The sequence below is a fragment of the Streptomyces sp. NBC_01142 genome (assembly GCF_026341125.1).
Lineage (GTDB): Bacteria > Actinomycetota > Actinomycetes > Streptomycetales > Streptomycetaceae > Streptomyces.
Map to the genome: position 1 here is coordinate 3666188 of NZ_JAPEOR010000001.1, position 23262 is coordinate 3689449.

Consider the following 23262-nt stretch of genomic DNA (forward strand, 5'->3'; position numbering starts at 1 on the left):
GCCGCGAGCGGGCCATGACATTCGCGGACGCGGTGGCCACGAAGCCGTGGTCGGGGTGAGTGCCGAAGCCGAAGTGGTGCTCGGACAGAGGCGAATCCTTGCCTGTGCGGGGTCAGCAGCGCGCAGGTGCCTGGCTGGCGCGGGCAGGGCCGGCAGGGCCGCGGCACGTCCTTGCTCCCGTACGGACAGGGCACAGTGGGGGCTCTCGCCGAGCCGAGCACGATCCATGGAAGCTTCGCGGAGTTCGTCGGCGAACACGGCGCGCTGGTCTTCGCTGTAGCGGTAGATGAGGCTGGTCTCGCCGGGGGGCGTAGGGCGTGTCTTCAAGGAGGGCGCGCATGGTGGTGATGCCGATGCCGGCGGCGATCAGGAGCATGCGGGGCTGGGTGCGCCGGCGGGCGGTGAGGGTGCCGTACGGGCTTTCGATGAGGATGCGGGTGCCGGGGATGAGGCGGGCGGCGCGTTCGCTGCCGTCGCCGGCGGCCTTGATGGTGATGCGCAGCCGCTCGGGGGTGGGGGCGGCGGAGAGGGTGTAGGGGTTGCCGCGGGACCAGCCGGGCCTGTCGAGGAAGCGCCAGATGAAGAACTGGCCCGACGCGGTCTTCATCTTGTCCAGGCGGTATCCCTTGGCGGTGATGGAGACGACGCCGGGCGCTTCGGTGGTCACCGATTCCACGGGCAGGCGGTGGTAAAGGGACCGCCAGGCCGGGAGGGCGATGCGGTAGAGGAGGGTGACGGCGAACGCGAAGCCGTACAGGCACCACCGGTAGACGCGGGTTCAGGTCTCGTGGAAGTCGGTGCCGTTGGCGAAGGTGTGCGGGAACGTCGCGGCGATCCGGCGTATGAGTACGGGTGGGTCAGGTGCCGGGACTCGTAGCGCAGGCGGCGTCGGGCGGCACGGACCGAGGTGACCACCACCATGATCAGCAGGATGGTGCCGACGGTGACGAACAGCATCCACGAGTCGGTGATGAACACCGCACCAGCACGTCCAGCATCGCCGCCGGTTCGCGCACAGCGCGTTCGACGGCGAACAGGACGACGTGGGCCGTCATCAGCCAGAAAGAAGTGCTTCACAGCCATCTGTGCGGGACTCCATAGCCACCCGAACCATCAAGATCCAAGTGTTTCTGGTGTCCAAAACCCGGGGTCAGGGCCCGACCGCGGCTGCGATCGGTCTTGACCGCGGAGTTGCGCTGCCAATGGCGGTTACCTGCAAACACTGCCGTCAAGGCAAAAGCCGGAGGCCCTGTGGATCACTCCACAGGGCCTCCGGCCTGATACGCACTCGGCAGGATTCGAACCTGCAACGTTAGTTGCAGCCGGGGCCGGTGGTGGGGTTGGTGCAGGCGTTGCGGCCGGGGCCGCCGTCGTTGGTGTTGGTGCCGGGGCCGCCATTGAGAGCGTCGTCGCCGGGGCCGCCGGACAGGGAGTCGTTGCCGGAGTCGCCGGACAGCGCGTCGTTCCCGTTGCCGCCGATGAGGGTGTCGTTGCCGTTCCAGCCGGCGAGGCTGTCGTTGCCGTCGCCGCCCTCGACGCGGTCGTTGCCGTCCCAGCCGGACAGGGCGTCGTTCCCGTTGCCGCCGCAGATCAGGTCGTTGCCGCCGCGGCCATCGACCACATCGTTGCCGGCGAGAGCGAAGATCACGTCGTCGCCGGGGGTGCCGATCAGGACGTTGGTGCCGTTGGTGCCGGTGATGGTGGGCGTGGCGGTCGCGCAGGTCGCGGCGACTGGCGGCTCATAGGTGATCGTCACCTGGGCCGCTCCCGCGGCAGGTCCGGAGGTAGCTCCCGACGGGACGAAGTTCGACCCACCGCCGCCGCCACCGGGCCCGTAGCTCGGAGGGTCTCCTCCGAGCGTGTCGCAGCCTCCGCCTCCGCCACCGCCGAACCAGCCGCCGCCACCACCGCCGGCCCCGTAATTACCGCCTCCGCCGCTGCCGCCGGCACCGCCTGTGCCCGCAGCGGCAGCTGTACCACCTACAGGGCATACGGCTCCGGCTGTGCCGCCGGTCGTCTGGGTGCCGCCACCACCGCCTTTGCCGCTGTTCTCTCTGTCGCCGCCGGGCTCCCCGGTGTCTCCGGCGTCTCCGCCGGTGGCCTCAGGGTTGGTGAATGGGCCGAAGGCGCTTCCGCCGCCGCCTCCGCCGCCCGCGACGATGAGGCGGGGGTCGGTGCCGGGAAGGCCGGTCAGGACACAGCTGACGTTGGCCGAGCTGCAGGTACGGACGTCGCTGGAACCGCCGCCGGCACCGCCCGAAGCAAGGTCTCCGACGCCGCCGGGGCCCCCGCCCGTGCCGACGTTGACATACAGGGTGGTGGTGGCTGGCGGCACGGTGACGGTGCCGGTGACGGTGGCGCCGTTCCCGCCTTGGCCGCCGGCAGGCCCGTTCTGGCCTGCGGCGCCCGTGGCGGTGATGGTCAGTTGGGTAACACCGGCCGGGACGGTGAAGGGCTGGTTGGCGCCGGCGTTGAAGGTGACGGTCACCGGTGCCGCCGCCGCGGGCGTGGCCGTGGGCACCACCAGCGCCGCCGACAGCGCCACCGTGGTGAGCAGTAGTGCAGTACGCCGCGCCGGGTGCCGCAGCCGCTCACCCCCGGCTCCGGCACCACGTCGTTGGATTACCGCATGTTGCGGGATCAGTCTCACGATCGGGACTCCTCGACAAGGGCCGCGGCACTGTGGCGCGGCAAGGACGTCGGTTGATTCTCCGGCCCCTGCCGGGGACCGCCCGACGATCAAGCCACACCCGCCCGGAGCGGCCCCCCAGACACACCGTCATAGCGCGCCGCGATCCACCGACCAGCGGCACGGCCCCGAACCGGCGCACGCGATGGCTCAGCCAGGCGGGGAAACTTGAGCGCTGGTGGTCGCTCTCAAGGTCCATCCGAAGATCGCGCGGCACATCTGCGGCACTCGCAGATCGCCGTGACGATGGAGGTTTGTGCCGCAGCGAGCGGACGAGCAGGTGCGTGCTGCGATCAGCGAGCTGTCGGAGGTGATGGGCGGCACCGATTGACACACCGGACCGCTACCCACAGCGCCGGTAATCCCCGAGGGCTGTCACAGCCGAACGGGAGTCCTGGGAACGGTTCGGCCGAACCGTTTCCCGTTACGTGCCTTGCTTGCCTGCACCACTGACCATGCTCCTGAGCTGTACAGGAACCCTTCGTCCCCTAGATGATCGTGGCGGCCGGTGCGGACGACTACGTCGTCAAACCGTTCGCCGTCCGTGACCGTGTCCGGGGCCGCTCCCGCCTCCAGCAGCGTGGTCACGGCCTCCGCGTCTCCCCGCCGGACCGCCGCTACGAGCTCTGTACCGTCCAAATTCTGCTGTACCCCGATCTCGTACTGGATCGCCGGCCCGAACCATCAGGGCCCGCAGCGCAGTATCGAACGCCAACGCCCCCTCGTCGACCTGCTCCTGCCGGTCGGCGAGCAGATGAGCCTGGACCAGGTGAGGGCAGTCGGCGGGGTCCTACGCCGTGGCGTCGTCCACAAAGTCGCCGGCGAACGAGGGCCCGACGTCGGCGCCGCCGCGAGGAACCGCCCGGCTACCACTCATGAGCACGCCAGTTGGCGAAAGCCGCCAACCAGCCGAGGGCTCGTCAGCCGCCGGATCGCGGTGGCGCCAGGCCGTGAGCCGCCGGTGGAGGCGGTGCTGGTCGGCGAGGCAGAAGGAGGCCAGGAGGGCCGCGAGGACTATGAAGGTGACGACACACCGGTCATGTCAGGGCGGCCCGACGCACGTCAGACACCCGGAATACCTCCCGCGTTGGGGCAGCCCATGGCGAGGGCGTACCGCCGTGAGAGGTCCTGGAGGACCCTGATGTTCGCCTCTTTGGGGCTCTGGTCGCGCGGCCGGGACCCATAGACGAGGCGCGCGTAGACGATCGGCGTTCCGACTCCCGGCACCTCGCAGGCGAACCACAGCTCGGCACTGCCGGAGTCGCCGTATGCCCGCAGCCCGACCGGAAGGCGTGCCAGTGCGACGTCCTCGGGTTGAGGCAGCGGAAGCCTCTCGACCTCTTCGAACAACACGGTCATTTTCGACGGGCTCTCGTCGGGGTCGGCCACGTCCGGCTCAATCACGCATTCGGTCAGCTCGCTCCCACCTCGCCGGTCGGGATCGTGCAGGAGATCCTTGAGCGTCTTCGCCGTTCCGTAGGAGCGATACTCGAATCGCTGTGTCTCCGAGACCTGCTCCAACGCCTTTGCAGCCTTGGGCGACAAGCGGCCGCACACCTCCGTGGCCGGCACCGTCTGCTTGACCGTCTCTTCCTTGTCGCCGCCACATGCCGCGAGCGTCAGCACGAGCATCAGCCCTCCCGCGAGCGCCGAGCCGCGGCGCCTTCGCGCCAGCCACCTCATCGTCATCCCTTCGGATTCGGGGTGACCCCCGTGATCGCATTGGCGCCATCGTTGTACTGGCCCTCTACACAACTGCGGATCTTCCTCGCCCACTCCGTGCCCTCAAGGTTGTTGACCGCGATATACGCATCCATAGGCGTCGCCGCACGCGCCTGGCCCAGACTCGTGAACTCCTCCAGCTTCATGAGTTGCTGCACAGAGAAATCTGGGCCGTTCTTCTCCAGCTCTCGATGGAGATCGATGCCGAACCGCTTCATGCCTGCGCCGCCGACCGCACCCGCCACCTGGGGAACCACGGAGGCCGGCACCGCGGCACTACCGGGGGCGGCACCCGCGAAGGGAAGGGCCGCCTGGCGAGACGATCCAGCTGTCGAGCACTCAGGGCGATGCTCCGTGAGCCGCAGTGCGAGGTCGGACTGGTGCAGCCACTCGGCCTTTCGCCCAACGGCACTCTCCTCACAGCGGCGACCGTATCCATGGATGATGAGGAGGACGACCAAGACCACGCACTTGGGCTGTGGGACACCATAGCGTGGGCACCGAAGACCGGCTCCAGGCCGTGGTGGTGAGGTCGTACCCGGCGGTCAGCCGGATCTCGACGGCGTTCCGGGCGACGACCTCCCGGCTGTCCCAGTCGCCCCGATCGACGGGCTGCAGAAGCGCCGTCGGCCGTTCTCCATGGGATGAACCCTGCCCGGATCACCACGCGTCAGGGTGGCAGCCCCCCACGCTGTTGGTGTGCGTAAGACGATCAGCGACTCCGGTCGGCAGCAGGCGGCGGACTGCGTGCGGGCGGACAGAACGAGGGTGGCTTCGCGACAGGCTTCCGTCGGGCAGCGGGCACGGTACTGGTTCGACAACACGCTCTCGGGCGGTACGTCCGTCCTCGTCGGGTGGCTCGCCGCGGCCTGCCTGGCCGTCGTGTTGCCGGCGAGTGCGGTGCTGGTGTGGACGGACCGCCAGACTCCCGCCACTCTGTCGGGGAAGCTCGCGGCGGTGTGGAAGAGTGCCGGTCAGACGCTGCGACTGGGCGGGGAGGTCGGCCCTCCGCTACGGATGGTGCTGTCAGTGCTGCTCGCCCTCGTCGCCCTCCTGTACGTCTCCACCCTGGTGAGCCTGATCACGACGGGGATGAGCGAGAAGCTGCTCGCGCTGCGGCGGGGTCGTTCCGCCGTGCTGGAGGAGGGGCACGCGGTGGTGCTCGGCTGGTCCGAGCAGGTGGCCACCGTCGTGTCGGAACTGGTCACCGCCAACGCCAATCGGCGCTGCGCCACCGTCGCCGTCCTGGCGGACCAGGACAAGACCGGGATGGAGGAAGCGCTGGAGACCAGGGTGGGCGCCACGGGCCGCACCCGGCTGATCTGCCGGAGTGGGTCCCCCACCGACCCGGCCGACCTCGCTCGGGTGAGCCCGGGCACCGCCGACGCCATCTTGGTGCTGCCCTGCGAAAGGCCGCCGGAGGACGGGGAGATCGTCAAGACCTTGCTGGCCCTGCGCGCGGCGGTCGGCGACGACGGCCGGGCCCGGGTCGTCGCGGCGGTCCGCGACGACCGGTACCGGCTCGCCGCCACACTCGCGGCAGGGCCGGGTGGGGTCGTGCTGGAGATCGACGACATCACCGCCCGGCTTGTCGTGCAGGCCGCCCGGCAGCCCGGACTCTCTGTCGTGCACCAGGACCTGCTTGACTTCGCAGGCGACGAGTTCTACACGGTCGCGGAGCCAACGCTGACCGGCCGCACCTTCGGCGAAGCGCTCCTGGCTCACGCCACCTCCAGCGTGGTCGGACTCGTCCGGGGCGGCGCTGTGGCGCTGAACCCACCGTCCGGCACGGTGATCCTGCCCGGGGACCTGCTGGTTGTCATCGCCCAGGACGACGACACGACGGTCCTCTCCGCTGTGCCCCCGTCTGTGGACCATACGGTGATCGTGGAACGTCCGCCGGTCACCGCCCGCCCCGAGCGCGTGCTCCTGCTGGGCTGGAACCGCCGCGCCCCGCGCATCGTCGGCCAGCTCGCCAGCTACACCGTGCCGGGCTCGGTCCTCGACGTCGTGGCTGAGGGCGGATACGCGACAGCCGCGGCCGTGCGGGCCGCCGATGCCGCGGCCGGTGACACCTTGGCGGTTGTCCTGCGGCACGGTGAGCCCACCCGTCCCGAGACGCTGAACGAGGTGGACGCTGCCTCGTACGACAGTGTCATCGTCCTCGGGCCCGACCGGGGGCAGGGCGACGACGAGCCGGACGACCGGGCGCTCGTCACCTTGCTGCTGCTGCGTGCCTTGGAGCAGGCGTCCGGGCGTGAGATTCCCGTGGTCACCGAGATGACCGACGACCGCAACCGGGTCCTCGCCCCGGTCAGGCCCGGGGCCGACTTCATTGTGAGCGGCAAGCTGATCGGCCAGTTGATGGCCCAGATCTCGCAGAACTGGCATCTTGCGGAACTTTTCGAGGAGCTGTTCTCGCCGGACGGCAACGGAATCCGTCTGCGGCCCGCAGCCCACTACGTGCGCCCGGAATGCGACGCCACCTTCGCCACGGTCGTGGAGTCGGCGAGGCGCCGCGGCGAGTGCGCCATCGGGTACCGGAGCCCCGCCCATGCGGGAACGCAGGCCGACCACGGGATCCGGATCAACCCCCACAAGGCGACCGTCCGACGGTGGACCGATCGGGACGAGGTCATCGTGATCGCCGGGGAATGACCTCGCAGGTCCACCGCCCGCGTCGCCCCGGGTTGACAGCTCTCCATTCATCAGGGAGTCCCTGGGTGATTTCGCGATCATTGCGTGCGCGGCCCGCTGGGAAGGGCACATGACGCAAGATTACGAAGTGGTACCCGTCGGTGCGCCCCTGTCGCGGCGTCAATTCGCCACGACAGCCGGGATGATCGCCGCGGACACGGCCCTCGCCGGGACCGTTGGCACCACGTTCGCCGCCACCGCCGCGGCCGCTTCCTGTGCTTCGCCCCGCGGCCGCCCGCGTGCCCGACTACGAGCGCTGCCCGGCCGTGGCCGAGGCCGACGAGCTCACCAGTGTCGGCCCCGACGGCAAGCGGGTCGACAAGCCGCTGCCCGAGCGTGTCCAGGGGTGGGCCCGGGCATCCAGCGCGTCGGCGACTGGTCCCCATGTTCCGGTCCCTCACCGAGCACGCCGGCCTTGACGAACGCACCGTCGAGTTCGTCGGCACCATGGAGAACCAGACGTCGCGGGGGAGAGGCGGGAGCCCCTTGCCGGGGCCGCCCCTGGGGCCCCGGCCGGTGAAGCAGCGATGCGTCTACGGACGCGGGCGCAGTGGGAGCGGATCGGCCTGCCGGAGGGCCGCGGCCGACGACAGAAGGAGGCCCAGCACGCCGATGGAGAGAGTGGCCGCGCCGGAAGTAGCCCCGTGGACAGAGGAACTGATGATCATTAAGTCAACCCAGAAAGGAGGCGGCCGACTCGCAGTGCTGTCTGAGCCGGCCGGCCGGCCGTATCCGTATCAGGCGTCGATGATGACCGGGATGATAAGGGGCTTGCGGCGGTGCGTACGGAACGCCCACGACGCCACGGCCCTGGCGATCAGCTGCTCCAGCTGGTGCGCTTCCCCGACGCCTTCCAGTGCCGCCTTGGCCAGGACCTTTTCGATCACCGGGATGACCGGCTCGAAGGTGGTGTCGTCGTGGACGAAGCCGCGGGCCAGGAAGTCGGGGGCCTCGGCGAGGCCGCCCGTGTTGGCGTCGACGATGGCCACGACGGTGACGACGCCTTCCTCCGCGAGGGTGAGGCGGTCCTTCAAGGACGCCTCGGTGGCGCCGCCGACCTCCATGCCGTCCACGTAGACGTAGCCCGCGGGTACCTTGCCGGTGATGGAGGCGCGTCCGTCGACGAGGTCGACAACGACACCGTCCTCGGCGATGACCACCCGCTCGGGGTCGACTCCGGTGCGGATGGCCAGGTCGCCGTTGGCCCGCAGATGGCGCCATTCACCGTGCACGGGCATGACGTGCCGGGGTTTGACGATGTTGTAGCAGTACACGAGTTCACCCGCGCTTGCGTGACCTGAGACGTGCACCTTGGCGTTGCCCTTGTGTACGACGTTCGCGCCCCACCGGGTCAGCCCGTTGATCACCCGGTAGATGGCGTTCTCATTGCCAGGAATGAGGGAACTGGCGAGCAGAACGGTGTCCCCCTTCCCGATCCGGATCACGTGGTCACGGTTGGCCATCCGCGACAGGGCGGCCATCGGCTCGCCCTGCGAACCGGTGCACACCAGGGTGATCTGGTGATCAGGGAGCTTCTCCAGTTCCTTGGTGCTGACCACCAGCCCGGAGGGAATCTTCAGATATCCCAGCTCGCGGGCGATACCCATGTTGCGGACCATGGACCGGCCGACGAAGGCGACCTTGCGGCCGTACTGATGCGCTGCGTCCAGCACCTGCTGGATGCGGTGCACATGGCTGGCGAAGCTGGAGACGATGACCCGCCGCGGGGCGGTGCGCAGGACCTGCTCGATAGCAGGATTCAGCTCGCGCTCGGAGGTGGTGAATCCCGGCACTTCGGCGTTGGTGGAGTCGGTGAGGAACAGGTCGACGCCCTCCTCGCCGAGCCGGGCGAACGCCCGCAGGTCGGTGATCCGGTCGTCCAGGGGGAACTGGTCCATCTTGAAGTCACCGGTGTGCAGCACCAGCCCGGCGCCGGTGCGGATGGCGACCGCGAGACTGTCCGGGATCGAGTGATTGACCGCAACGAACTCACAGTCGAAGGGACCGAACTCCCGGCGGTCGCCCTCACGCACCCGCACCGTACGCGGCCTGATGCCGTGCTCCTTGAGCTTGGCCTCCAGGAACGCCAGCGTCAGTTTCGAGCCGACGACGGGAATGTCACGCCGCTCTCGCAGCAGGTACGGCACGCCTCCGATGTGGTCCTCGTGGCCATGGGTCAGCACCACGGCCACGACATCGTCCAGGCGGTCCCGAATCGAGGTGAAGTCCGGCAGGATCACATCCACGCCGGGCTGGGTCTCCTCAGGAAACAGGACGCCGCAGTCGACGATCAGCAGCTTGCCGGCGTGCTCGAAGACGGTCATGTTGCGGCCGATCTCGCCCAGGCCACCCAGCGCGACGACCCGCAGCCCTCCTTCGGGCAGCGGAGGGGCGGCATTCAGTTCGGGATGCGGATGACTCATACCTTGACGTTACCGGAGAGTCTCCTGTGGTGATCCTTCGCGGGTCCTCCAGCGGGTTCACCTGCATGTTGCTCGCTCCACCATCCGACCTCATCGGAATGAGCTGATCCGAAAGAAACGCCCTACTGGGATCAGCCGGAGGATGGCCGGAGTACGCCGCCCCGCCCGTAGGGCCTGACCGCCTGACCATCGGGGCGCAGCCCGGCCGGCTGCGTCCCTCTGCGCCGTGCCGGGGGTGGGAGGTCATGTCGTCTCGGTGCTCTCCATGACTGCCTCGATGTCGTGGTCGGCTGTGGTGTCCGGGGTGCCTGTGCTGATTCCGAGGACGAATGAGGTGCGATTGTCGTTCACGGTGGTGAGGGTCATCGTCAGGTGCGCGGTGCCGCCCTTGTCTTCTTTGACGTTGAGCATCACCGTGTGTGCCGGGTGGCCGCTGACCGTTGTGGGCCGGGACTCCTCGAGCGCCACCGCTTGGTCGGGGAAGAAGAATTCCGCGTTCGACCTGGCCGCGAACTCCGCTTGCTGTCGCAGGTCGGAGGGGGGTATCACCTGCCGGGACCGGCCGGCGAGAACCGTCTTGCCCGCCTCGCTGTCCTGACCCGTCCTGCTGGTGATCTGTGAGGAAAAGCCGCTGATCAGGTCCTTGTCCTTCGTCTCGTCGTGCTCCCACCCTTCCGGTATCGCGTACGACAATCCGGCCCTGGTGTCGGTCACCCGCGGCCGGCCGGCCAGTGGGGAGCTATCGTCGTCGCGGCTCAGCCACCACGTTATGGCGGCCCCGGCGGCCAGCAGCAGGGCCAGCGTCACCACCATGGCGACGATCAGCACCCGCCGTGGGCGCCGTGGTGCCGGAAGCGGGTGCTGCGCGTTGCCGGGGTTGGGGTCGGACGGGTTGTACGGGTGGCTGGTGAGCGGTGGTGTCGTCATGCGTACAGCCTTCCGGGCCGGCCCGGTTCCGGCATGAGTGCTCCTACTCAGATCCTGGGCAGGATTGCCGTCGGCGTGCCGGTGAGGGAGCGGTCGAGGACGTCTTGCTGTCCGGCCGTGGGAGGAGCCTGACGGAGCGTCGGCGGCCGGCAGGGGGCGGCCTGACTGCAACCGTCCGGCATCTGCCCCGGCTGTGTCCGACGCTCCGCCGGGCCGTCCGCCAGCTGTGCCATGTACGCGGTGCTGTTCCGCTCGTCCGCGTGTGTCCACCTGGGGTACGTCGTGATCGGAACCCAACTCCCGGGCGAAACAAGATGGTTCACCCTGGAGGAGTGCCGACTCGGACTCGGGGGCCTGTCCACCCCTGCCGTCGACGATGTGCGCCGACTGCGCACGGCCCCCGTCGGCCGATCATCGCCCTGGCCGCCCCGTCCCCGGGCGCGGCCCACTGCGACCGTGCCGGTGGGCGCGCCGCAGGCTCAGGACGACTGCGGCGAAGCATTCGGCGCTCGCCAACAGGCGGTCAGTAGCGGCAGCAGTACCAGCGAGCTGCGGCACTGCCTCAACCGGGCCGAGACCGCCGCCGGCAGCGGTGCCACCATCGGCGAGGCTGCCCTGCTGCGCGCGACGAGCGACACGCATCTGCGCATGGAACGCGGCGTCGGTGTCAGGGCGCCGACGACCCCGACCCCCGCCGACGCGGGGCGAGCATGCGGGCGTGCCTCTGTCCCGGCAACTCCCTACCCCGCGCCCCGAATCGAGCGGAGCGGTCACGACAGGCTGCTCAGGCCGTCGGTGACCTCCTCAACTCCGCAACCGGCGCCGCGACCACCTCACCCTCACTTCGCAGAAGCGTCTGGTGGCACAGCTGACCGCCAAGGCGGAGGAAGCCGGGCGTCAGCCCTTGATGGAGAAGAAGATCGTGTCCTGGGTATACCAGTCGAGGTTCTTCGTAGCGTACTCCCACTCGTTGTGCTCGAAGTCCAGCTTCTCGATGAGAACTTGGGTGTCGTACGTGAAACCGTCGTCCATCCGGTCCAGGACCGCGCGATAAGCGTCCGCGGCGGGTTTGGCCTTCTCCAGCGGGAACATGCCGATGTGCGGGCCGTCCACGGGATACGGGATGTGGAAGGGGATCTCATCGGGTGCCCCGGCAAACAGGTAGTCGTGCGGCAGGAGATCGGCGCTCACGCCCAGGCGGCGCAATTCGTCGTCCAGCAGGCTGAAGAAGGTGCTGGGCTTGGAGTACACGCCCAGGTCGGTGGGGTCGGAGCCATTGCGGTCGATGATGTGCTGGAGAGCGCTGTAGTACGCGGCGGCCGCGTACTCGGCGTCTGAGCCGGCGTGGCCGGCTATGAGGTGGTCCAGCGCGTCCGGGATGGACAGGCCCCAGTCGATGCCCTGGTGGTCGAGGCTGAGTTGGCTGGCCTGCGCGAGCTCGCGCATGACGCCGAGGTTGCGCTGCTGGTCAGATGTGAGGTTCCCGGCGGCCCCGAGGAACGCGACGACGTCGGCTTTGTCGGCGGTGTTGAACGAGATGATTCGACTCATGATCGCCATGCTGTCAGCCACCACTGACATCGGACTCGGCAGGCAGGGATTCTCGCACAGCTCTGAACTTGCCACTTAACCTCAGCCCCCTGAGTTCCCACCGTCAGTGACAGCACCGCAGACGTCTTTCGGCCGGGCTCTGGCTGACCGGCCCCTCCCGCCGCACCTTCAAGCGCGACGAAGGGGACCGGGCCCGACGGGTCAAGGAGCTGGGCCGGCTGCCGTGCTGGCGTACCGAGGACGCCTGCGCGGCGCGGATGACACTTCCGTCACAGCTGGTCAACGCCGTGATGCGGCGGCTACTTCATTGCGGTGAATGCCCGGGGGATCGCGGTTGGCGTCATCGTGCTGGTAGCAGTTTGTCCGATGACGGGGCGCGTCCAGCGCCCAGACGGAAGGACCCAAGCACATGATGCGCACCGCACTTGGCACGCTCGCCGCAGTCACAGCCCTCGGCATCGGCCTGGCCACCCCAGCTGTCGCGGCCCCGGTGCCGGTGACGGCACTGAACTGTGACGGCGACACCTACAAGTGCACAGCCAACCTCAAGTTCGGTGACGACAGGTGGAAGGCCGACTGGAGCGTCAACGTCTTCCATCCGGCTGCCAGGGCCGGGGAGCGTGCAGTCGCGGCTCCTGTCCCGGCGACGGGGCTGACCTGTGACGGAGACACCGGCACGTGTCAGGCCAACCTCACCTTCGGTGACGGAAAGTGGAAGGCCCGATGGAGCGCCAGGGTCTTCCACTCGGCAGCCGCGGCCGGGGAGCGCGCGGTCGCGGCTCCGGTCCCGGTGACCGCTCTGGCCTGCGACGGGGACACCTACAAGTGCACCGCGAACCTGAAGTTCGGTGACGGCAAGTGGAAGGCGGAGTGGGCCGCCACCATCTTCCACCAGGCGTGAGGCCGGCCCTCCTGCCACCCGGGCCGGGCCGGGTCTGGTCGGCCTGAGCTGACATGAGCGGGTGGGGGTCGGTATCCGGCACCCGCCCGCTCTTCAGGTCCGGCCCCGGCCTCACAACCGCCGGCGTGTCTGGCTGTACGGGGCCTTGCCCGAAGCCGAAGGCCGTACGGGGAACGACCTCGAAGGCCCGGCCACGCGCCCACGGGGTCTCTCTGTGCACAGGGCGACCGGTTCAACGGCCGGCTGCCGCCCGGTCCCGGCACGCGTCACGCCCATTCCACGCCCAGCTCCGCGAGCGCTACCCGTTGGTCCTGGGTGAGCTTGTCCCTGCGGCTTCTGGTCTTGAACAGCCGTACGTCAAGCCGATGTTCCATGGGCTCCTTCTGGCCCTCGATGACTAACGGTCCATGGTGCCCGCGCGGTACCGATACGTCGGCGCCCTCCCGCGTGATGTACCGAGCCAGGGCCGCCACGCCCCGATGGAAGGCCGCCGACGCCCGGACCGGACCTGCCAGCCGCGCTCTTCTTGGCAGGGGCCGCAGGGGCCGCAGGGCCGCTCAGCCAGTGGATCCGCGTGCCTCAACCGGCCATAAATGGAACGGGTCAAGCCAGGGGCTGGAGTGCGGCTGCGGTGTCGCCCCGAGCGGTCGCAAGCTGATGCGCAGGGGCGATCGCCGAGAGGACGACATGGCCTACGCGGAGCTCGACACGGCCGGACTGCCGCCGGAGCACAGATTCGAATGGTGGCGCGAGGCAGTGGGACAGGGAGTGGCACCCACTCGGATCAGCAGCGACTGCGGTCCGGATTTCGCCGGCAGCGCCGGATTCCTGACGCTCGGCCCTGTCCAGGTGACCACCATGGCGTTCTCCCCGCTGAAGTCGGAACGCCCCGCACAGCTCGTCCGGCGCTCCGACCCGCAAACCTTCGAGCTCACCCTGATCCTTGAGGGCGCGATGCGCGTCGCCCAGAATCGTCGCGAAACGCATCTCTCCGCCGGTGACTTCGCGATGTGGACCTCCTCCCGCCCCTACAGCGGTCGTGCCATGGAGAGCCCGGAGGGCGGAGTGTCCCGCGCCGTCATCCTGCACCTGCCGCACGCACTCGTTCCCCTCCCGCAGAACAGGATCGGGGAATTGTTCGCCCGCGGGTTGCCTGCAGCGTCAGGGGTGGGCCGCATTCTCGCCCAGTACCTCGGATCCCTCGTCCAGGAAGGACCTGGCCTGGACGAGTCGAGCAGCGAACGGCTCGGTGCGCTGAGCCTCGACTTGGCAACGGGCTTCCTGGCCGAGCGGATCGGCGCGCAGGAGCGACTCCCACCGGAGACGCGGCACCAGCTCCTGCTGGCCGCCATCGACACCTTCATCGACGACAACCTCTCCGACCCCCGGCTCAACCCCGATGCCGTCGCCGCGCGACACAACATCTCCGTTCGGCTCCTGCACCAGCTCTTCCGCAGCCGGCCGGAGACGGTGTCCGCCAGCATCCGGCGTCGACGGCTCGAGCGATGCCACGCTGACCTTGCCGCGCCGGCGCTCCGCACGCTGCCGGTACGCGCCGTCGCGGCGAGGTGGGGTCTGGTCGACGCGGCGGTATTCAGTCGCGCATTCCATGCGGCCTACGCCATCACGCCCGGAGAGCACCGCAACGCCACGCTGCGCGCCACGGGCGCGCTCCGGGCGGATGGTCAGGACCCGGCTCCCGACGGTGGACATCGACCCGCCGACCACCCACGCCCGCCCCGTGACATCGGCTGCTGAAGTGCGCCCCCGGGGCCGAGCGCGCCGGACTCCTGATGCCGTCGGCATCAGGAGTACCACTCCTGCGCGCACAGCCAACGGTTCATGCACAAGGGGCGAATGACGACCGCGACGTGCCGGGACACACTGACGGAACACGAAGTCTTGACCGTGCCCCGTCAAGATTCTCTGTCCCGGGCGTGTTCGCGGCCCCGGCGCTGACCACTGCCGGGGCCAGGAGGAAAGCAAAGGTGAGCATGAAGGCATGGCGCAGCACTCTCATCGTCGTCGCTGCCGCGGCGCTGGCAGCCGGGTCCCTCACCGGAACAGCGAGCGGCACGACGGCCGCAGGCCCCGTCGCCAAGAGCCCTACCGACACCGTGGCATCCGGATCGGGGAACGCCGCCCCGCCCCGTCCCGGGGGCCACATCGCCTACAACCCGAAGGCGAAGCCGGGTTCCTGGGAGAACCCGATCATCGCGGAGGAGCGGAGCGGTCTTGCCGCCGGCTGCGGCGACGTGGGCCTGTACTGGTGCAAGGCGTGGTCGGCAGGCCCCGGCTGGTTCAAGCTCGGCACGGCACTTGGCTCCGACCACCATGAGTGGGCCTTCACCCAGGGTTCCTCCAAGCACTACTACGAGGTCTACATGGACCACAGTTGGGATGGTGGCCATCAGTGGGACGGCCGGCAGAACGTCGTCACCAATGAGCTCAGATGGTCTGACGCGATCTTCGACGGCCCGCCCTGGACGACGCGCGCCTGCCTGTGGGACATGACCGACGCGATCCTCTACTGCGGCAGTTGGCACTGACACAGGCCGCCGACCGCCGGTAGTCCTGGTCTCCCGTGCCCGTTCCACGGCTCCGCCGTTTCGTAGGGGCGGAAGCCGAACGAACCGATGAAGAGCGGTCCACGGCCTTCACGCCGTGGACCGCTGCGCGGCCTCTGTGCCCATCCCACGCCGAGTTCGGCCGGGGCGGCCCACTGTGGGTCGGTGAGCTTGTCGCGGCGGCGGTCGCTTTGAAGCAGGAACAGAACCAGCTTCGTCGGATTGTCGCCCGAAGCTCAGCCGGTCTCCTGAGCATGCGTGGGCTGGTCGTCCGGATCGAGGCCTTCTGGGAGTCGGTCAACGGCGATGGAGATCGCTTCGGCAGGTGTGGGGACCTGGGTCAGTGCCGGGCCGTTCCACCATTCCCTGATGGTGTAGTCGCCTCCCCGCGAAGCCGCCAAGGAGGCGAAGCTCGGGGCGAAGGGATACGGGGTGGCGGAGAAACTCAGCGCCCAGTGGCTGGTGTACGGGTAAAGCTTGCTCAGCTTCGGTTCGGAGTAGGCTGCTTCGACGAGTGCCTGGTATTCAGGCCAGTCGGAGTGCTGGGCGTCCTTGAGCATGAACTGCCACTCTGAGGCGATGACGTCAGAGTGGTTGCCGTCCGGCACCTCAAAACGTCCGGTCAGAAGGTCGAAGCTCGCGGCTTGGTCGATCTCACTGAGAGAGGCCCCTTCAGCCCAGGCGTGCACTACCGCTGGGACGTGGTTGAGATCGTCCGTGACTCCCGAAACCAGTATCCCGTTGTTCGCGGAACCGCTCATCCACCAGCGCCGTTCGAAGTGCCATGCGACCACGAACAGCGCTTCGCGGTGCGGGAGGATGCTGGGCGCTGTGGTGTGACGCAGCGGATCAGACGTGGTAGCGATCATGCTGAGGGATAGACCTTGATCGGCCGCCTTGGCTTGGAGCGCTGCGGCGAGACTCCCTTCCTCGGCCACGTCCGGGTACAAGACGGCTGGGTCTGGCTCTTCCCTCATCCTTGGCTCCGATCAGGTGACGGGCGCGGGCAAGCCTCCCACAGGCAGCGCGGGCAAGCCCAAGGCGACCCTGGGCAAGCCCGCGTCGGCCGACCGGCGATCCCCCGCCCGTGATCCGAGAAACCTTGGAGGGTTCGACACCGCGCCGGGCCGCCCTGCCCGCCGACCGGCACCGCTCCAAACGACCCCGCTCAGCCACCCAGTAGCCTCAACTGACGCGATGCCGACCGGCGGATCTCTAGCGATCTCTCCGTCGGTACTGGTCGGGCTCAGCTCCAGCTCGGCGAGGGCTCGTTCGGCTGGCCGTACGGCACTGGTCGGCCCGTGTACGCGTCGAGCAGGACGCGGTCGTGCACGGGTCGATCCAGCTTCACTGTCACGTGCTTCCCCTTCGCCTGCGTGGTGCAGTCACCTGTCTTCGGGTTTTTGACGGAGGCTGACAGCACTACGCTGCCGCGTGTTTCCAGGACATCCACGGCGGGGCCGTCGTCGCATGCCCCGTGGATGGCGTTCACGGTTACGGATCGCCGGTCTCCGTCAATCTGGACAAGCCGGTCGAGCGGAGCCAACTGGCCGGCGGGGAAGTCGCGGGCCGGTTGGATCGGTGGTCGGGGCAGCTTCGACGGACTGGCGGCGGCGCGCTTGAGGGGGGCGGTGTAGCCCTGCAGCGTGAAGAACCAGGCTGGGACCGTTGCAGGTCCGCGGCTGGTGGCCAGGCTCATCTCACCCAGCTTTGCCCCGGTCACAGTGAGGTGCGGTATTCCGTCGACCCGGGCGCGGGCCAGGGTCATGTAGGCGGTCTGTGCCCCCATCAACGGCCGTGACAGTGTCTTACCACTCGCCCAAGCCACCAGGCCGCCCTTCGGCCGAGTGGTGGGCAACTTGCCTCGCAGGACGAAGTTCTGGGCCTGGTAGGCGCGCTTGTCGGCCTGGCTTCGCAGGCCGCCTCGCGGCAGTTGGACCGCCTCTTCCATGGGGTAGTAGCCGGCCCGCCACGCGTCAGCTGCCGGTGAACCGTCCCAAGCTGCGGCGACCTGCCGGGCACGGTTTACAGCCATATCCTCCGTGCCGGCCTCCTTCTCGCTGCCGCAACCGGAGATGGCGCCCGCGGACAGGGCCAGCAGAGTAAGCAGAAAAGCGGCACGCGATGTCCTGAGCCGCATGTGATCTCCCGGAAGGACGGTGACGTGGCGGGATGTGCTGTTCTTCCGACGCGGCCGGCCCAGGACAGGTTTCATCCGTTGAGGCAGCTGCGCGGGCGCGGCGTCAGTAGATGTGCAGGCTGCGTTCGTTCAGCACGTCTTCGACCCTTTTGACACTTGGCCGGCGCCGCAGCGTGCGGCAGTTGGTGGCGCAGGTACACGAGCGTGACCAGGAGTCGGTCGGTGAACACCGGGCGTTGCCTGGGCCCAGCTCCGGCGGCGCGCCGCCGGTCCCCGCCAGGACGCTCACGCCGGCGCCGACTCGCGGGCGGCCTGCCACTTGGGGGCGAGTCCGTCGAGCAATTCGCCGAAGAGTGCGTGGGAAACGCCGGACAGGGCAGGATGCGAACAGGCCGCACGTGCCCAGGTAAGCCTCACAACTCACCCAACCCGTGCGGCCCTTCTCACCTCACCGGCCGATCACGACCACCGCTGCTCACAAAGTTGCTACGGCAGTGTCGGCCAGACCAGCGCCTGGGCAACGATGACGTTCTCACCGTTGAAGGTGACGGCGGGGCCTTCGTGCAGTTCGTAGCCAAGACCCATCGCTTCGCTCACACGTTGGCAGAACGCGGCGTTGTCCGGGCCGGTCAAGACTCGGTAGATAGGCAATCCGTCTGGTGGTGTGCTCATGAGGAGAAGGATCTCAAACTCACCCGCCTACCGAGCCGCCGGGCCGGCATGTTCCGAACTCAATTGCTGCCAAGGTCGTTAGCGCTCAATTCCCATAGGTCCCTTCCAGATCGACGCGCAGCGGGCACCGCACGCGATAACCGGACTGCGCGGGGCGGATGGTGGGCTTCAGGTCCCGTGGGGCGATCTGGTTCACATGGCGCTGGAGCGGACGGCGGGCCGGCAGGTCAGCCGACCGCCTCCCCGCCGGTCATCGCCGCGCCGCCCCGGTCGGCAGGGCGACGGCCCCTGGGCTGCTGCGGTTCCGGTTGTACGGGCACCGGCGGCAGGGGACGCTCCACGGGCCGGGACACCGTGACGGTGAGCGGCTCGCCGTGGTGCAGAATCTTCAGCGGATCCCCCTCCACCAGGGTGTAGACGGCTGCGGAGCTGCGGATGTCCACATGCAGCCTGCGCCCCTGCACCAGCACGGTGAACCGAAGGCCGGAGAGACGCTCGGGCAGCCGCGGGGCGAACCCCAGACCGCCCGCACCGCTCGCCCCGTCGTACTGGCGCATTCCTCCGAGCCCGAGCACCAGCGCCATCCAGGTGCCCGCAAGGGAGGCGATGTGCAGACCGTCGCGGGTGTTGTGTTCCAGGTTCTCCAGGTCCATCAGGGCCGCCTCGCCCAGATAGGCATAGGCCAGCCGGAGGTGTCCCGTCTCGGCGGCCATGACGGCCTGGCAGCACGCCGACAGCGAGGAGTCCCGTACGGTCAGCTGCTCGTAGTAGGCGAAGTTGCGGGCCTTCTCCTCGGCGGTGAAGGCGTCGCCGCAGGTCAGCATGGCGAGGACCAGGTCCGCCTGTTTCACGACCTGCTTGCGGTAGAGGTCGAAGTACGGGAAATGCAGCATCAGCGGGTACTGCTCCGGGGAGGTGTTGTCGAAGTCCCACCGCTGGAAGCCCGTGAACCCGGCCGACTGCTCGTGCACATCGAGCGTGTCGTTGTACGGCACGGCGATCCGGGCGGCGGCGTCCCGCCATGCGGCGGTCTCCTCGTCGTCGACCCCCAGTTCCTCCGCGCGTTCGACGTGGCGCACCGCCGTCTCCGCGGCGGCCACCAGATTCCGGCGCGCCATCAGGTTGGTGTAGAGGTTGTCGCGGGCGATGGCGCTGTACTCGTCGGGGCCCGTGACGCCGTCGATATGGAAGACGCCCTCCGCGTCGTGGTGGCCGAGCGAGTGCCAGAGCCGCGCGGTGTGCACCAGCAGCTCCAGTCCCGGCCCCCGTTCGAACGCCTCGTCGCCGGTGGCGGTCACGTACCGGAGCACGGCGTTGGCGATGTCGGCGTTGACATGAAAGGCGGCCGTGCCCGCCGGCCAGTACGCCGAGCATTCCGCGCCGGTGATGGTCCGCCACGGGAACGCCGCTCCGGCCAGCCCGAGCTGATGGGCGCGGTCCCGGGCCGCGGGCAGGGTCGCGTGCCGCCAGCGCAGGACCGGGGCGACGGACTGGGGGGCCGTGTAGGTGAGCACCGGGAGGACGAATGACTCCACGTCCCAGAACGAGTGCCCGTCGTAGCCCGTCCCCGTCAGCCCCTTGGCGGGGATCGCCCGTTCCTCGCCGCGGGCCGCGGCCTGCAGCACATGGAACAACCCGAAGCGCACGGCCTGCTGGATCTCCGCGTCCCCGTCCACCTCGACGTCCGCGCCGGACCAGAAGTTGTCCAGATAGGCCCGCTGCTCGGCCAGCAGCCCGTCCCAGCCGGTGCTGCGGGCGGCGGCGACCGCGCCGTCGACCTGATCGTGGACGGCGGGCAGCGACCTCTCCGCGGACCACCCGTACGCCACGAACTTCACCAGCCGCAGCCGCTCGCCGGGCGCCAGGGCGGCGGTGACCGTGAGCCTGCTGACGTCGGGCTCGCTCTGGGCCGACCAGGCCGTACCCTCGGGGCCCTCGACGATGTGGTCGGCCGCGGCCGCCACCCGCTGGCCGCTCTTCCTGGTGCGGTGCACCAGACGCAGCCGCGTGTCCTGGGCGAAGTCCTCCTCCGCCTCGAGCGGGGACTCGACCGCGGCCGCGACCCGCGGGTCGCCGGTGTCGTGCGGCATCTGCTCGTTGGCGACCAGCTCGGACTGGACGGCCACGGTGGCCCCGGCGTCCAGCGGCTCCACCTCGTACGCGATCGCCGCGATGGCGCGCTGGGTGAACGACACCAGCCGGTACGAGGTGATGCGGACGGCGCGGCCGCCCGGGGAGGTCCATTCCGCGGTGCGGCGGAGGACTCCTGTACGGAAGTCCAGCACCCGCTCGTGTGCCGTGAGTTCGCCATACCGCAGGTCATAGGGGTGGTCGTCCACCAGCAGCCGGATGATCTTCCCGTCGGTGACGTTGATCATCGTCTGACCGGACTCCGGATAGCCGTAGCCGGCCTCGGCGTACGGCAGCGGATGCAGTTCGTGGACACCGTTGAGGTAGGCGCCGGGGAGCCCGTGCGGTTCGCCCTCGTCGAGATTGCCGCGCCATCCGATGTGGCCGTTGGCAAGCGCGAACACGGACTCGCTCTGGGCGAGGACGTCGAGGTTCAGCTCCGTCTCGCGCAGGCACCACGGTTCGACCACATAGCTGGGATGGGTGATCATCGTGACTCCAGCAGTTCGGCGAGATCGTTCACGACGATGTCCGCGCCGTGCCGCCGGAGCTCCGCGGCCTGCCCGGTCCTGTCGATGCCCACGACAAGGCCGAACCCCCCTGCCCGGCCGGCCTCCACGCCCGCCAGGGCGTCCTCGAAGACCGCCGCGGTACCCGGTTCGGCGCTCAGGGCACGGGCGGCGGCCAGATAGGTGTCCGGTTGCGGCTTGCCCCGCAAACGCTGCTCCCTGGCGACGATCCCGTCGATGCGCTCCTCGAAGAGATCCTCGATGCCCGCCGCGGCCAGCACATCGCGGCAGTTGGCGCTCGAGGAGACCACGGCACGCCGCAGACCCGCGTCCCTGGCGGCGCTCACATACGCCACCGAGCCCTCGTAGGCCTCCACACCCTCCTCGCGGATCTTGCGGAGCACCAGCGCGTTCTTACGGGTGCCCAGGCCGTTCACCGTCTCCCTGTCCGGCCCGTCGTCGGGCGCACCCTCGGGCAGCCGGATCCCCCGCGAGGCGAGGAAGGTGCGCACCCCGTCCTCGCGCGGCCGGCCGTCCACGTACTCGTCGTATTCGTGCACTGCGTCGAATGGCTCGAAGGGAACCTCCTCACGTTCGGCGCGCCGGCGGAGGTAGTCGTCGAACATCTCCTTCCATGCCGCCGCGTGCACCTTCGCGGTGCGCGTGAGGACGCCGTCGAGGTCGAACAGGCAAGTGCGTACGTGATCCGGAAGCCCCAGCATGTCGTCGAGGCTAGAAGGGTGAGGCGGTCGCGGAGGGCGGCAGGTGCCGCGCGCCGCGCCGCGCGTAGCCCGTGGGGATGATGTGCCGGTGTCATCCGGAGCAGCCGCGGGCGCGGCCGGGCACCGGGCCCGGCCGCGGGGTCGCTCGCGTGTCAGTGAGCGTCCGGCAGGCCCCACCGGTAGGGCGCGATGAGCCGGTCGACCGACTCGGGGCCCCAGGAGCCCGGTGCGTAGGGCTCGACCGGCGGCGGGTTCTCCAGAAGCGGGGCGGATGCCTCCCAGAGCCGCTCGATCCCGTCGGAGCGGGTGAACAGGGACTGGTCCCCGAGCATCGCGTCCAGGATGAGGCGCTCGTATCCCTCCAGCGCGTACATCGCGTTGACGGAGTCGGCGTAGTTGAAGACCATCTCGGCCTCGCTCAGGCGCATGGCGGGTCCTGGCTCCTTCACCAGGAAACGGGCGGCGATCCGGCCGGGGTCATCGAAATCGATCACCAGTTCATTGTTCCGGGATTCCGTGCCGCACTGCGCGGCCAGGGGGAACATGCGAAGCGCTGGTTCCCGGAAGCCGAGCGTCACGACGTGGCGTCCCTGACCGAGCGCCTTTCCCGAGCGCAGGTAGAAGGGCACTCCGGCCCACCGCCAGTTGTCCAGTTCGACGCGCAGCGCGACGAAGGTCTCGGTGTCCGACCGGGGGTCGACGCCCGGCTCCTCGAGATAGCCCTCGTACTGGCCGCGGACGACCTGTGCCGGATCCAGCGGCCGCATGCTCTCGAAGACCTTCTCCTTCTCGTCCCGCAGGGGCTTCGCCGCAAGGGCGGTCGGGGGTTCCATCGCCACGAACCCCATGAGCTGGAAGAGGTGAGTGACGATCATGTCCCGGAAGGTGCCGGTCCCTTCGAAGAACTGTGCGCGGCCCTCGATGCCGATCTTCTCCGGCACGTCGATCTGCACATGGCTGATGTGGTCGCGGTTCCACACGGGCTCGAGGAGGCCGTTGGCGAAGCGGAGGGCGAGGATGTTGTCGACGGACTCCTTGCCCAGGAAGTGGTCGATGCGGAAGACGCGGGACTCGTCGAAGACCGCGTGGATCGTCGCGTTGAGGGCCTGGGCCGAGGGGAGGTCCGTGCCGAAGGGTTTCTCCACGATGACACGGGCGTTGTCGGCGAGGCCGGTCGTGCCGAGCAGCTCCACGACGGAGCCGAAGGCCTTGGGCGGCACGGCGAGGTGGAACAGGCGCCGGGGGTTGCCGCCGACGGCCCGCTCGGCCTCCCGTACGGCTTCCAGGAGCGGCTCGGGGGCGTCGGGGTCGGCCGCACCGAAGGACAGCGCGTCCTCGAACTCCTGCCACGCCTTGCCCTCGGGCTTCGACCTGCCGAACTCGGCGACCGCCTCCCGCGCCCGCTTGCGGAATTCGTCGTCGCTGAGCGCGACCTGGGAGGGCGCCGAGCCGATGACACGGAAGCGGGGCGGCATCAGCCCCGCCTTGGCCAGGTGGAAAAGCCCCGGCAGGAGCTTGCGCCGGGCCAGGTCACCGGTCGCGCCGAAGATCACGACGACGTGGTCCTCCGGGACCGGGGGACGGCTTTCCGGCTGGGAAGGACCGGCCACGG

18 protein-coding genes and 1 pseudogene are annotated in these 23262 nt (G+C 69.2%); 5 read left to right on the forward strand and 14 right to left on the reverse strand.

From position 1 onward, the window contains the following. Positions 1 to 112: 112 nt before the first annotated feature. The 4 genes from OG883_RS16470 to OG883_RS16485 form a co-directional block, all read right to left on the reverse strand. Entirely contained in the window at positions 113 to 676 is a 564-nt protein-coding gene (locus tag OG883_RS16470; protein ID WP_266540733.1) for a hypothetical protein, read from the reverse strand. Positions 677 to 1312: 636 nt separating this feature from the next. Further along, on the reverse strand, positions 1313 to 2650 hold the full coding sequence (locus OG883_RS16475) for a calcium-binding protein (protein WP_266540735.1): 1338 nt from the start codon (positions 2648 to 2650) through the stop codon (positions 1313 to 1315). 1101 nt (positions 2651 to 3751) lie between these two features. Further along, entirely contained in the window at positions 3752 to 4321 is a 570-nt protein-coding gene (locus tag OG883_RS16480) for a hypothetical protein (RefSeq protein WP_266540738.1), read from the reverse strand. A 53-nt stretch (positions 4322 to 4374) separates the two neighbouring features. After that, positions 4375 to 4668, reverse strand: a complete 294-nt coding sequence (locus OG883_RS16485) for a hypothetical protein (RefSeq protein WP_266540741.1) — start codon at positions 4666 to 4668, stop codon at positions 4375 to 4377. A 511-nt stretch (positions 4669 to 5179) separates the two neighbouring features. Between OG883_RS16485 and OG883_RS16490 the strand changes: the two genes are divergently transcribed. Both OG883_RS16490 and OG883_RS16495 read left to right on the forward strand, forming a co-directional pair. Continuing rightward, positions 5180 to 7069 carry an NAD-binding lipoprotein gene (locus tag OG883_RS16490; protein WP_266541621.1) on the forward strand — a complete coding sequence of 630 codons (1890 nt, stop codon included), beginning with the start codon at positions 5180 to 5182 and terminating at the stop codon, positions 7067 to 7069. 317 nt (positions 7070 to 7386) lie between these two features. Further along, positions 7387 to 7576: pseudogene (locus tag OG883_RS16495) on the forward strand (hypothetical protein); the annotation flags it as partial. Positions 7577 to 7845: 269 nt separating this feature from the next. On the opposite strand, the gene OG883_RS16500 reads toward OG883_RS16495, so the two are convergent. The 3 genes from OG883_RS16500 to OG883_RS16510 form a co-directional block, all read right to left on the reverse strand. After that, on the reverse strand, positions 7846 to 9531 hold the full coding sequence (locus tag OG883_RS16500) for a ribonuclease J (RefSeq protein ID WP_266540744.1): 1686 nt from the start codon (positions 9529 to 9531) through the stop codon (positions 7846 to 7848). A gap of 243 nt (positions 9532 to 9774) precedes the next feature. Further along, complete coding sequence (locus tag OG883_RS16505; protein WP_266540747.1) at positions 9775 to 10458, reverse strand: hypothetical protein; 684 nt, start codon at positions 10456 to 10458, stop codon at positions 9775 to 9777. Between the two features lie 897 nt (positions 10459 to 11355). Continuing rightward, a complete protein-coding gene (locus OG883_RS16510; RefSeq protein ID WP_266540748.1) occupies positions 11356 to 12009 on the reverse strand; it encodes a hypothetical protein in 654 nt (217 codons plus the stop codon). 409 nt (positions 12010 to 12418) lie between these two features. Between OG883_RS16510 and OG883_RS16515 the strand changes: the two genes are divergently transcribed. Continuing rightward, a complete protein-coding gene (locus OG883_RS16515; protein ID WP_266540750.1) occupies positions 12419 to 12910 on the forward strand; it encodes a hypothetical protein in 492 nt (163 codons plus the stop codon). 266 nt (positions 12911 to 13176) lie between these two features. Here OG883_RS16515 and OG883_RS16520 read toward each other — a convergent pair whose 3' ends face one another. Next, positions 13177 to 13284 carry a helicase gene (locus OG883_RS16520; RefSeq protein WP_266540752.1) on the reverse strand — a complete coding sequence of 36 codons (108 nt, stop codon included), beginning with the start codon at positions 13282 to 13284 and terminating at the stop codon, positions 13177 to 13179. 313 nt (positions 13285 to 13597) lie between these two features. Between OG883_RS16520 and OG883_RS16525 the strand changes: the two genes are divergently transcribed. After that, on the forward strand, positions 13598 to 14668 hold the full coding sequence (locus OG883_RS16525) for a helix-turn-helix domain-containing protein (RefSeq protein ID WP_266540755.1): 1071 nt from the start codon (positions 13598 to 13600) through the stop codon (positions 14666 to 14668). A gap of 230 nt (positions 14669 to 14898) precedes the next feature. Continuing rightward, on the forward strand, positions 14899 to 15459 hold the full coding sequence (locus OG883_RS16530; RefSeq protein WP_266540758.1) for a hypothetical protein: 561 nt from the start codon (positions 14899 to 14901) through the stop codon (positions 15457 to 15459). Between the two features lie 254 nt (positions 15460 to 15713). Here OG883_RS16530 and OG883_RS16535 read toward each other — a convergent pair whose 3' ends face one another. From OG883_RS16535 to zwf, 6 genes are all read right to left on the reverse strand, one after another. Continuing rightward, positions 15714 to 16346 (reverse strand): DUF6193 family natural product biosynthesis protein, encoded by a 633-nt coding sequence (locus OG883_RS16535; protein ID WP_266540760.1) that lies wholly within the window; start codon positions 16344 to 16346, stop codon positions 15714 to 15716. Positions 16347 to 16723: 377 nt separating this feature from the next. Then, the gene (locus OG883_RS16540; RefSeq protein ID WP_266540763.1) at positions 16724 to 17617 is read right to left on the reverse strand and encodes a hypothetical protein; all 894 of its coding nucleotides are present in this window, start codon (positions 17615 to 17617) and stop codon (positions 16724 to 16726) included. A gap of 486 nt (positions 17618 to 18103) precedes the next feature. After that, entirely contained in the window at positions 18104 to 18289 is a 186-nt protein-coding gene (locus OG883_RS16545) for a DUF1737 domain-containing protein (RefSeq protein WP_266540765.1), read from the reverse strand. A 227-nt stretch (positions 18290 to 18516) separates the two neighbouring features. After that, complete coding sequence (locus tag OG883_RS16550) at positions 18517 to 20910, reverse strand: glycoside hydrolase family 65 protein (RefSeq protein WP_266540767.1); 2394 nt, start codon at positions 20908 to 20910, stop codon at positions 18517 to 18519. Next, on the reverse strand, positions 20907 to 21650 hold the full coding sequence (locus tag OG883_RS16555; RefSeq protein ID WP_266540770.1) for an HAD family phosphatase: 744 nt from the start codon (positions 21648 to 21650) through the stop codon (positions 20907 to 20909). Before OG883_RS16555 ends, OG883_RS16550 begins: the two co-directional genes overlap by 4 nt. A 152-nt stretch (positions 21651 to 21802) precedes the next feature. After that, positions 21803 to 23260 carry a glucose-6-phosphate dehydrogenase gene (gene zwf, locus OG883_RS16560; RefSeq protein ID WP_266540772.1) on the reverse strand — a complete coding sequence of 486 codons (1458 nt, stop codon included), beginning with the start codon at positions 23258 to 23260 and terminating at the stop codon, positions 21803 to 21805. Between the last annotated feature and the right edge of the window lie 2 nt (positions 23261 to 23262).

Coding starts and splice junctions, on each gene's coding strand:
- OG883_RS16480 (WP_266540738.1), bottom strand. CDS start 4,321: ATGCTCGTGCTGACGCTCGCGGCATGTGGCGGCGACAAGGAAGAGACG.
- OG883_RS16500 (WP_266540744.1), bottom strand. CDS start 9,531: ATGAGTCATCCGCATCCCGAACTGAATGCCGCCCCTCCGCTGCCCGAA.
- OG883_RS16505 (WP_266540747.1), bottom strand. CDS start 10,458: ATGACGACACCACCGCTCACCAGCCACCCGTACAACCCGTCCGACCCC.
- OG883_RS16510 (WP_266540748.1), bottom strand. CDS start 12,009: ATGAGTCGAATCATCTCGTTCAACACCGCCGACAAAGCCGACGTCGTC.
- OG883_RS16515 (WP_266540750.1), top strand. CDS start 12,419: ATGATGCGCACCGCACTTGGCACGCTCGCCGCAGTCACAGCCCTCGGC.
- OG883_RS16520 (WP_266540752.1), bottom strand. CDS start 13,284: ATGGAACATCGGCTTGACGTACGGCTGTTCAAGACCAGAAGCCGCAGG.
- OG883_RS16525 (WP_266540755.1), top strand. CDS start 13,598: ATGGCCTACGCGGAGCTCGACACGGCCGGACTGCCGCCGGAGCACAGA.
- OG883_RS16535 (WP_266540760.1), bottom strand. CDS start 16,346: ATGATCGCTACCACGTCTGATCCGCTGCGTCACACCACAGCGCCCAGC.
- OG883_RS16540 (WP_266540763.1), bottom strand. CDS start 17,617: ATGCGGCTCAGGACATCGCGTGCCGCTTTTCTGCTTACTCTGCTGGCC.
- OG883_RS16545 (WP_266540765.1), bottom strand. CDS start 18,289: ATGAGCACACCACCAGACGGATTGCCTATCTACCGAGTCTTGACCGGC.
- OG883_RS16550 (WP_266540767.1), bottom strand. CDS start 20,910: ATGATCACCCATCCCAGCTATGTGGTCGAACCGTGGTGCCTGCGCGAG.
- OG883_RS16555 (WP_266540770.1), bottom strand. CDS start 21,650: ATGCTGGGGCTTCCGGATCACGTACGCACTTGCCTGTTCGACCTCGAC.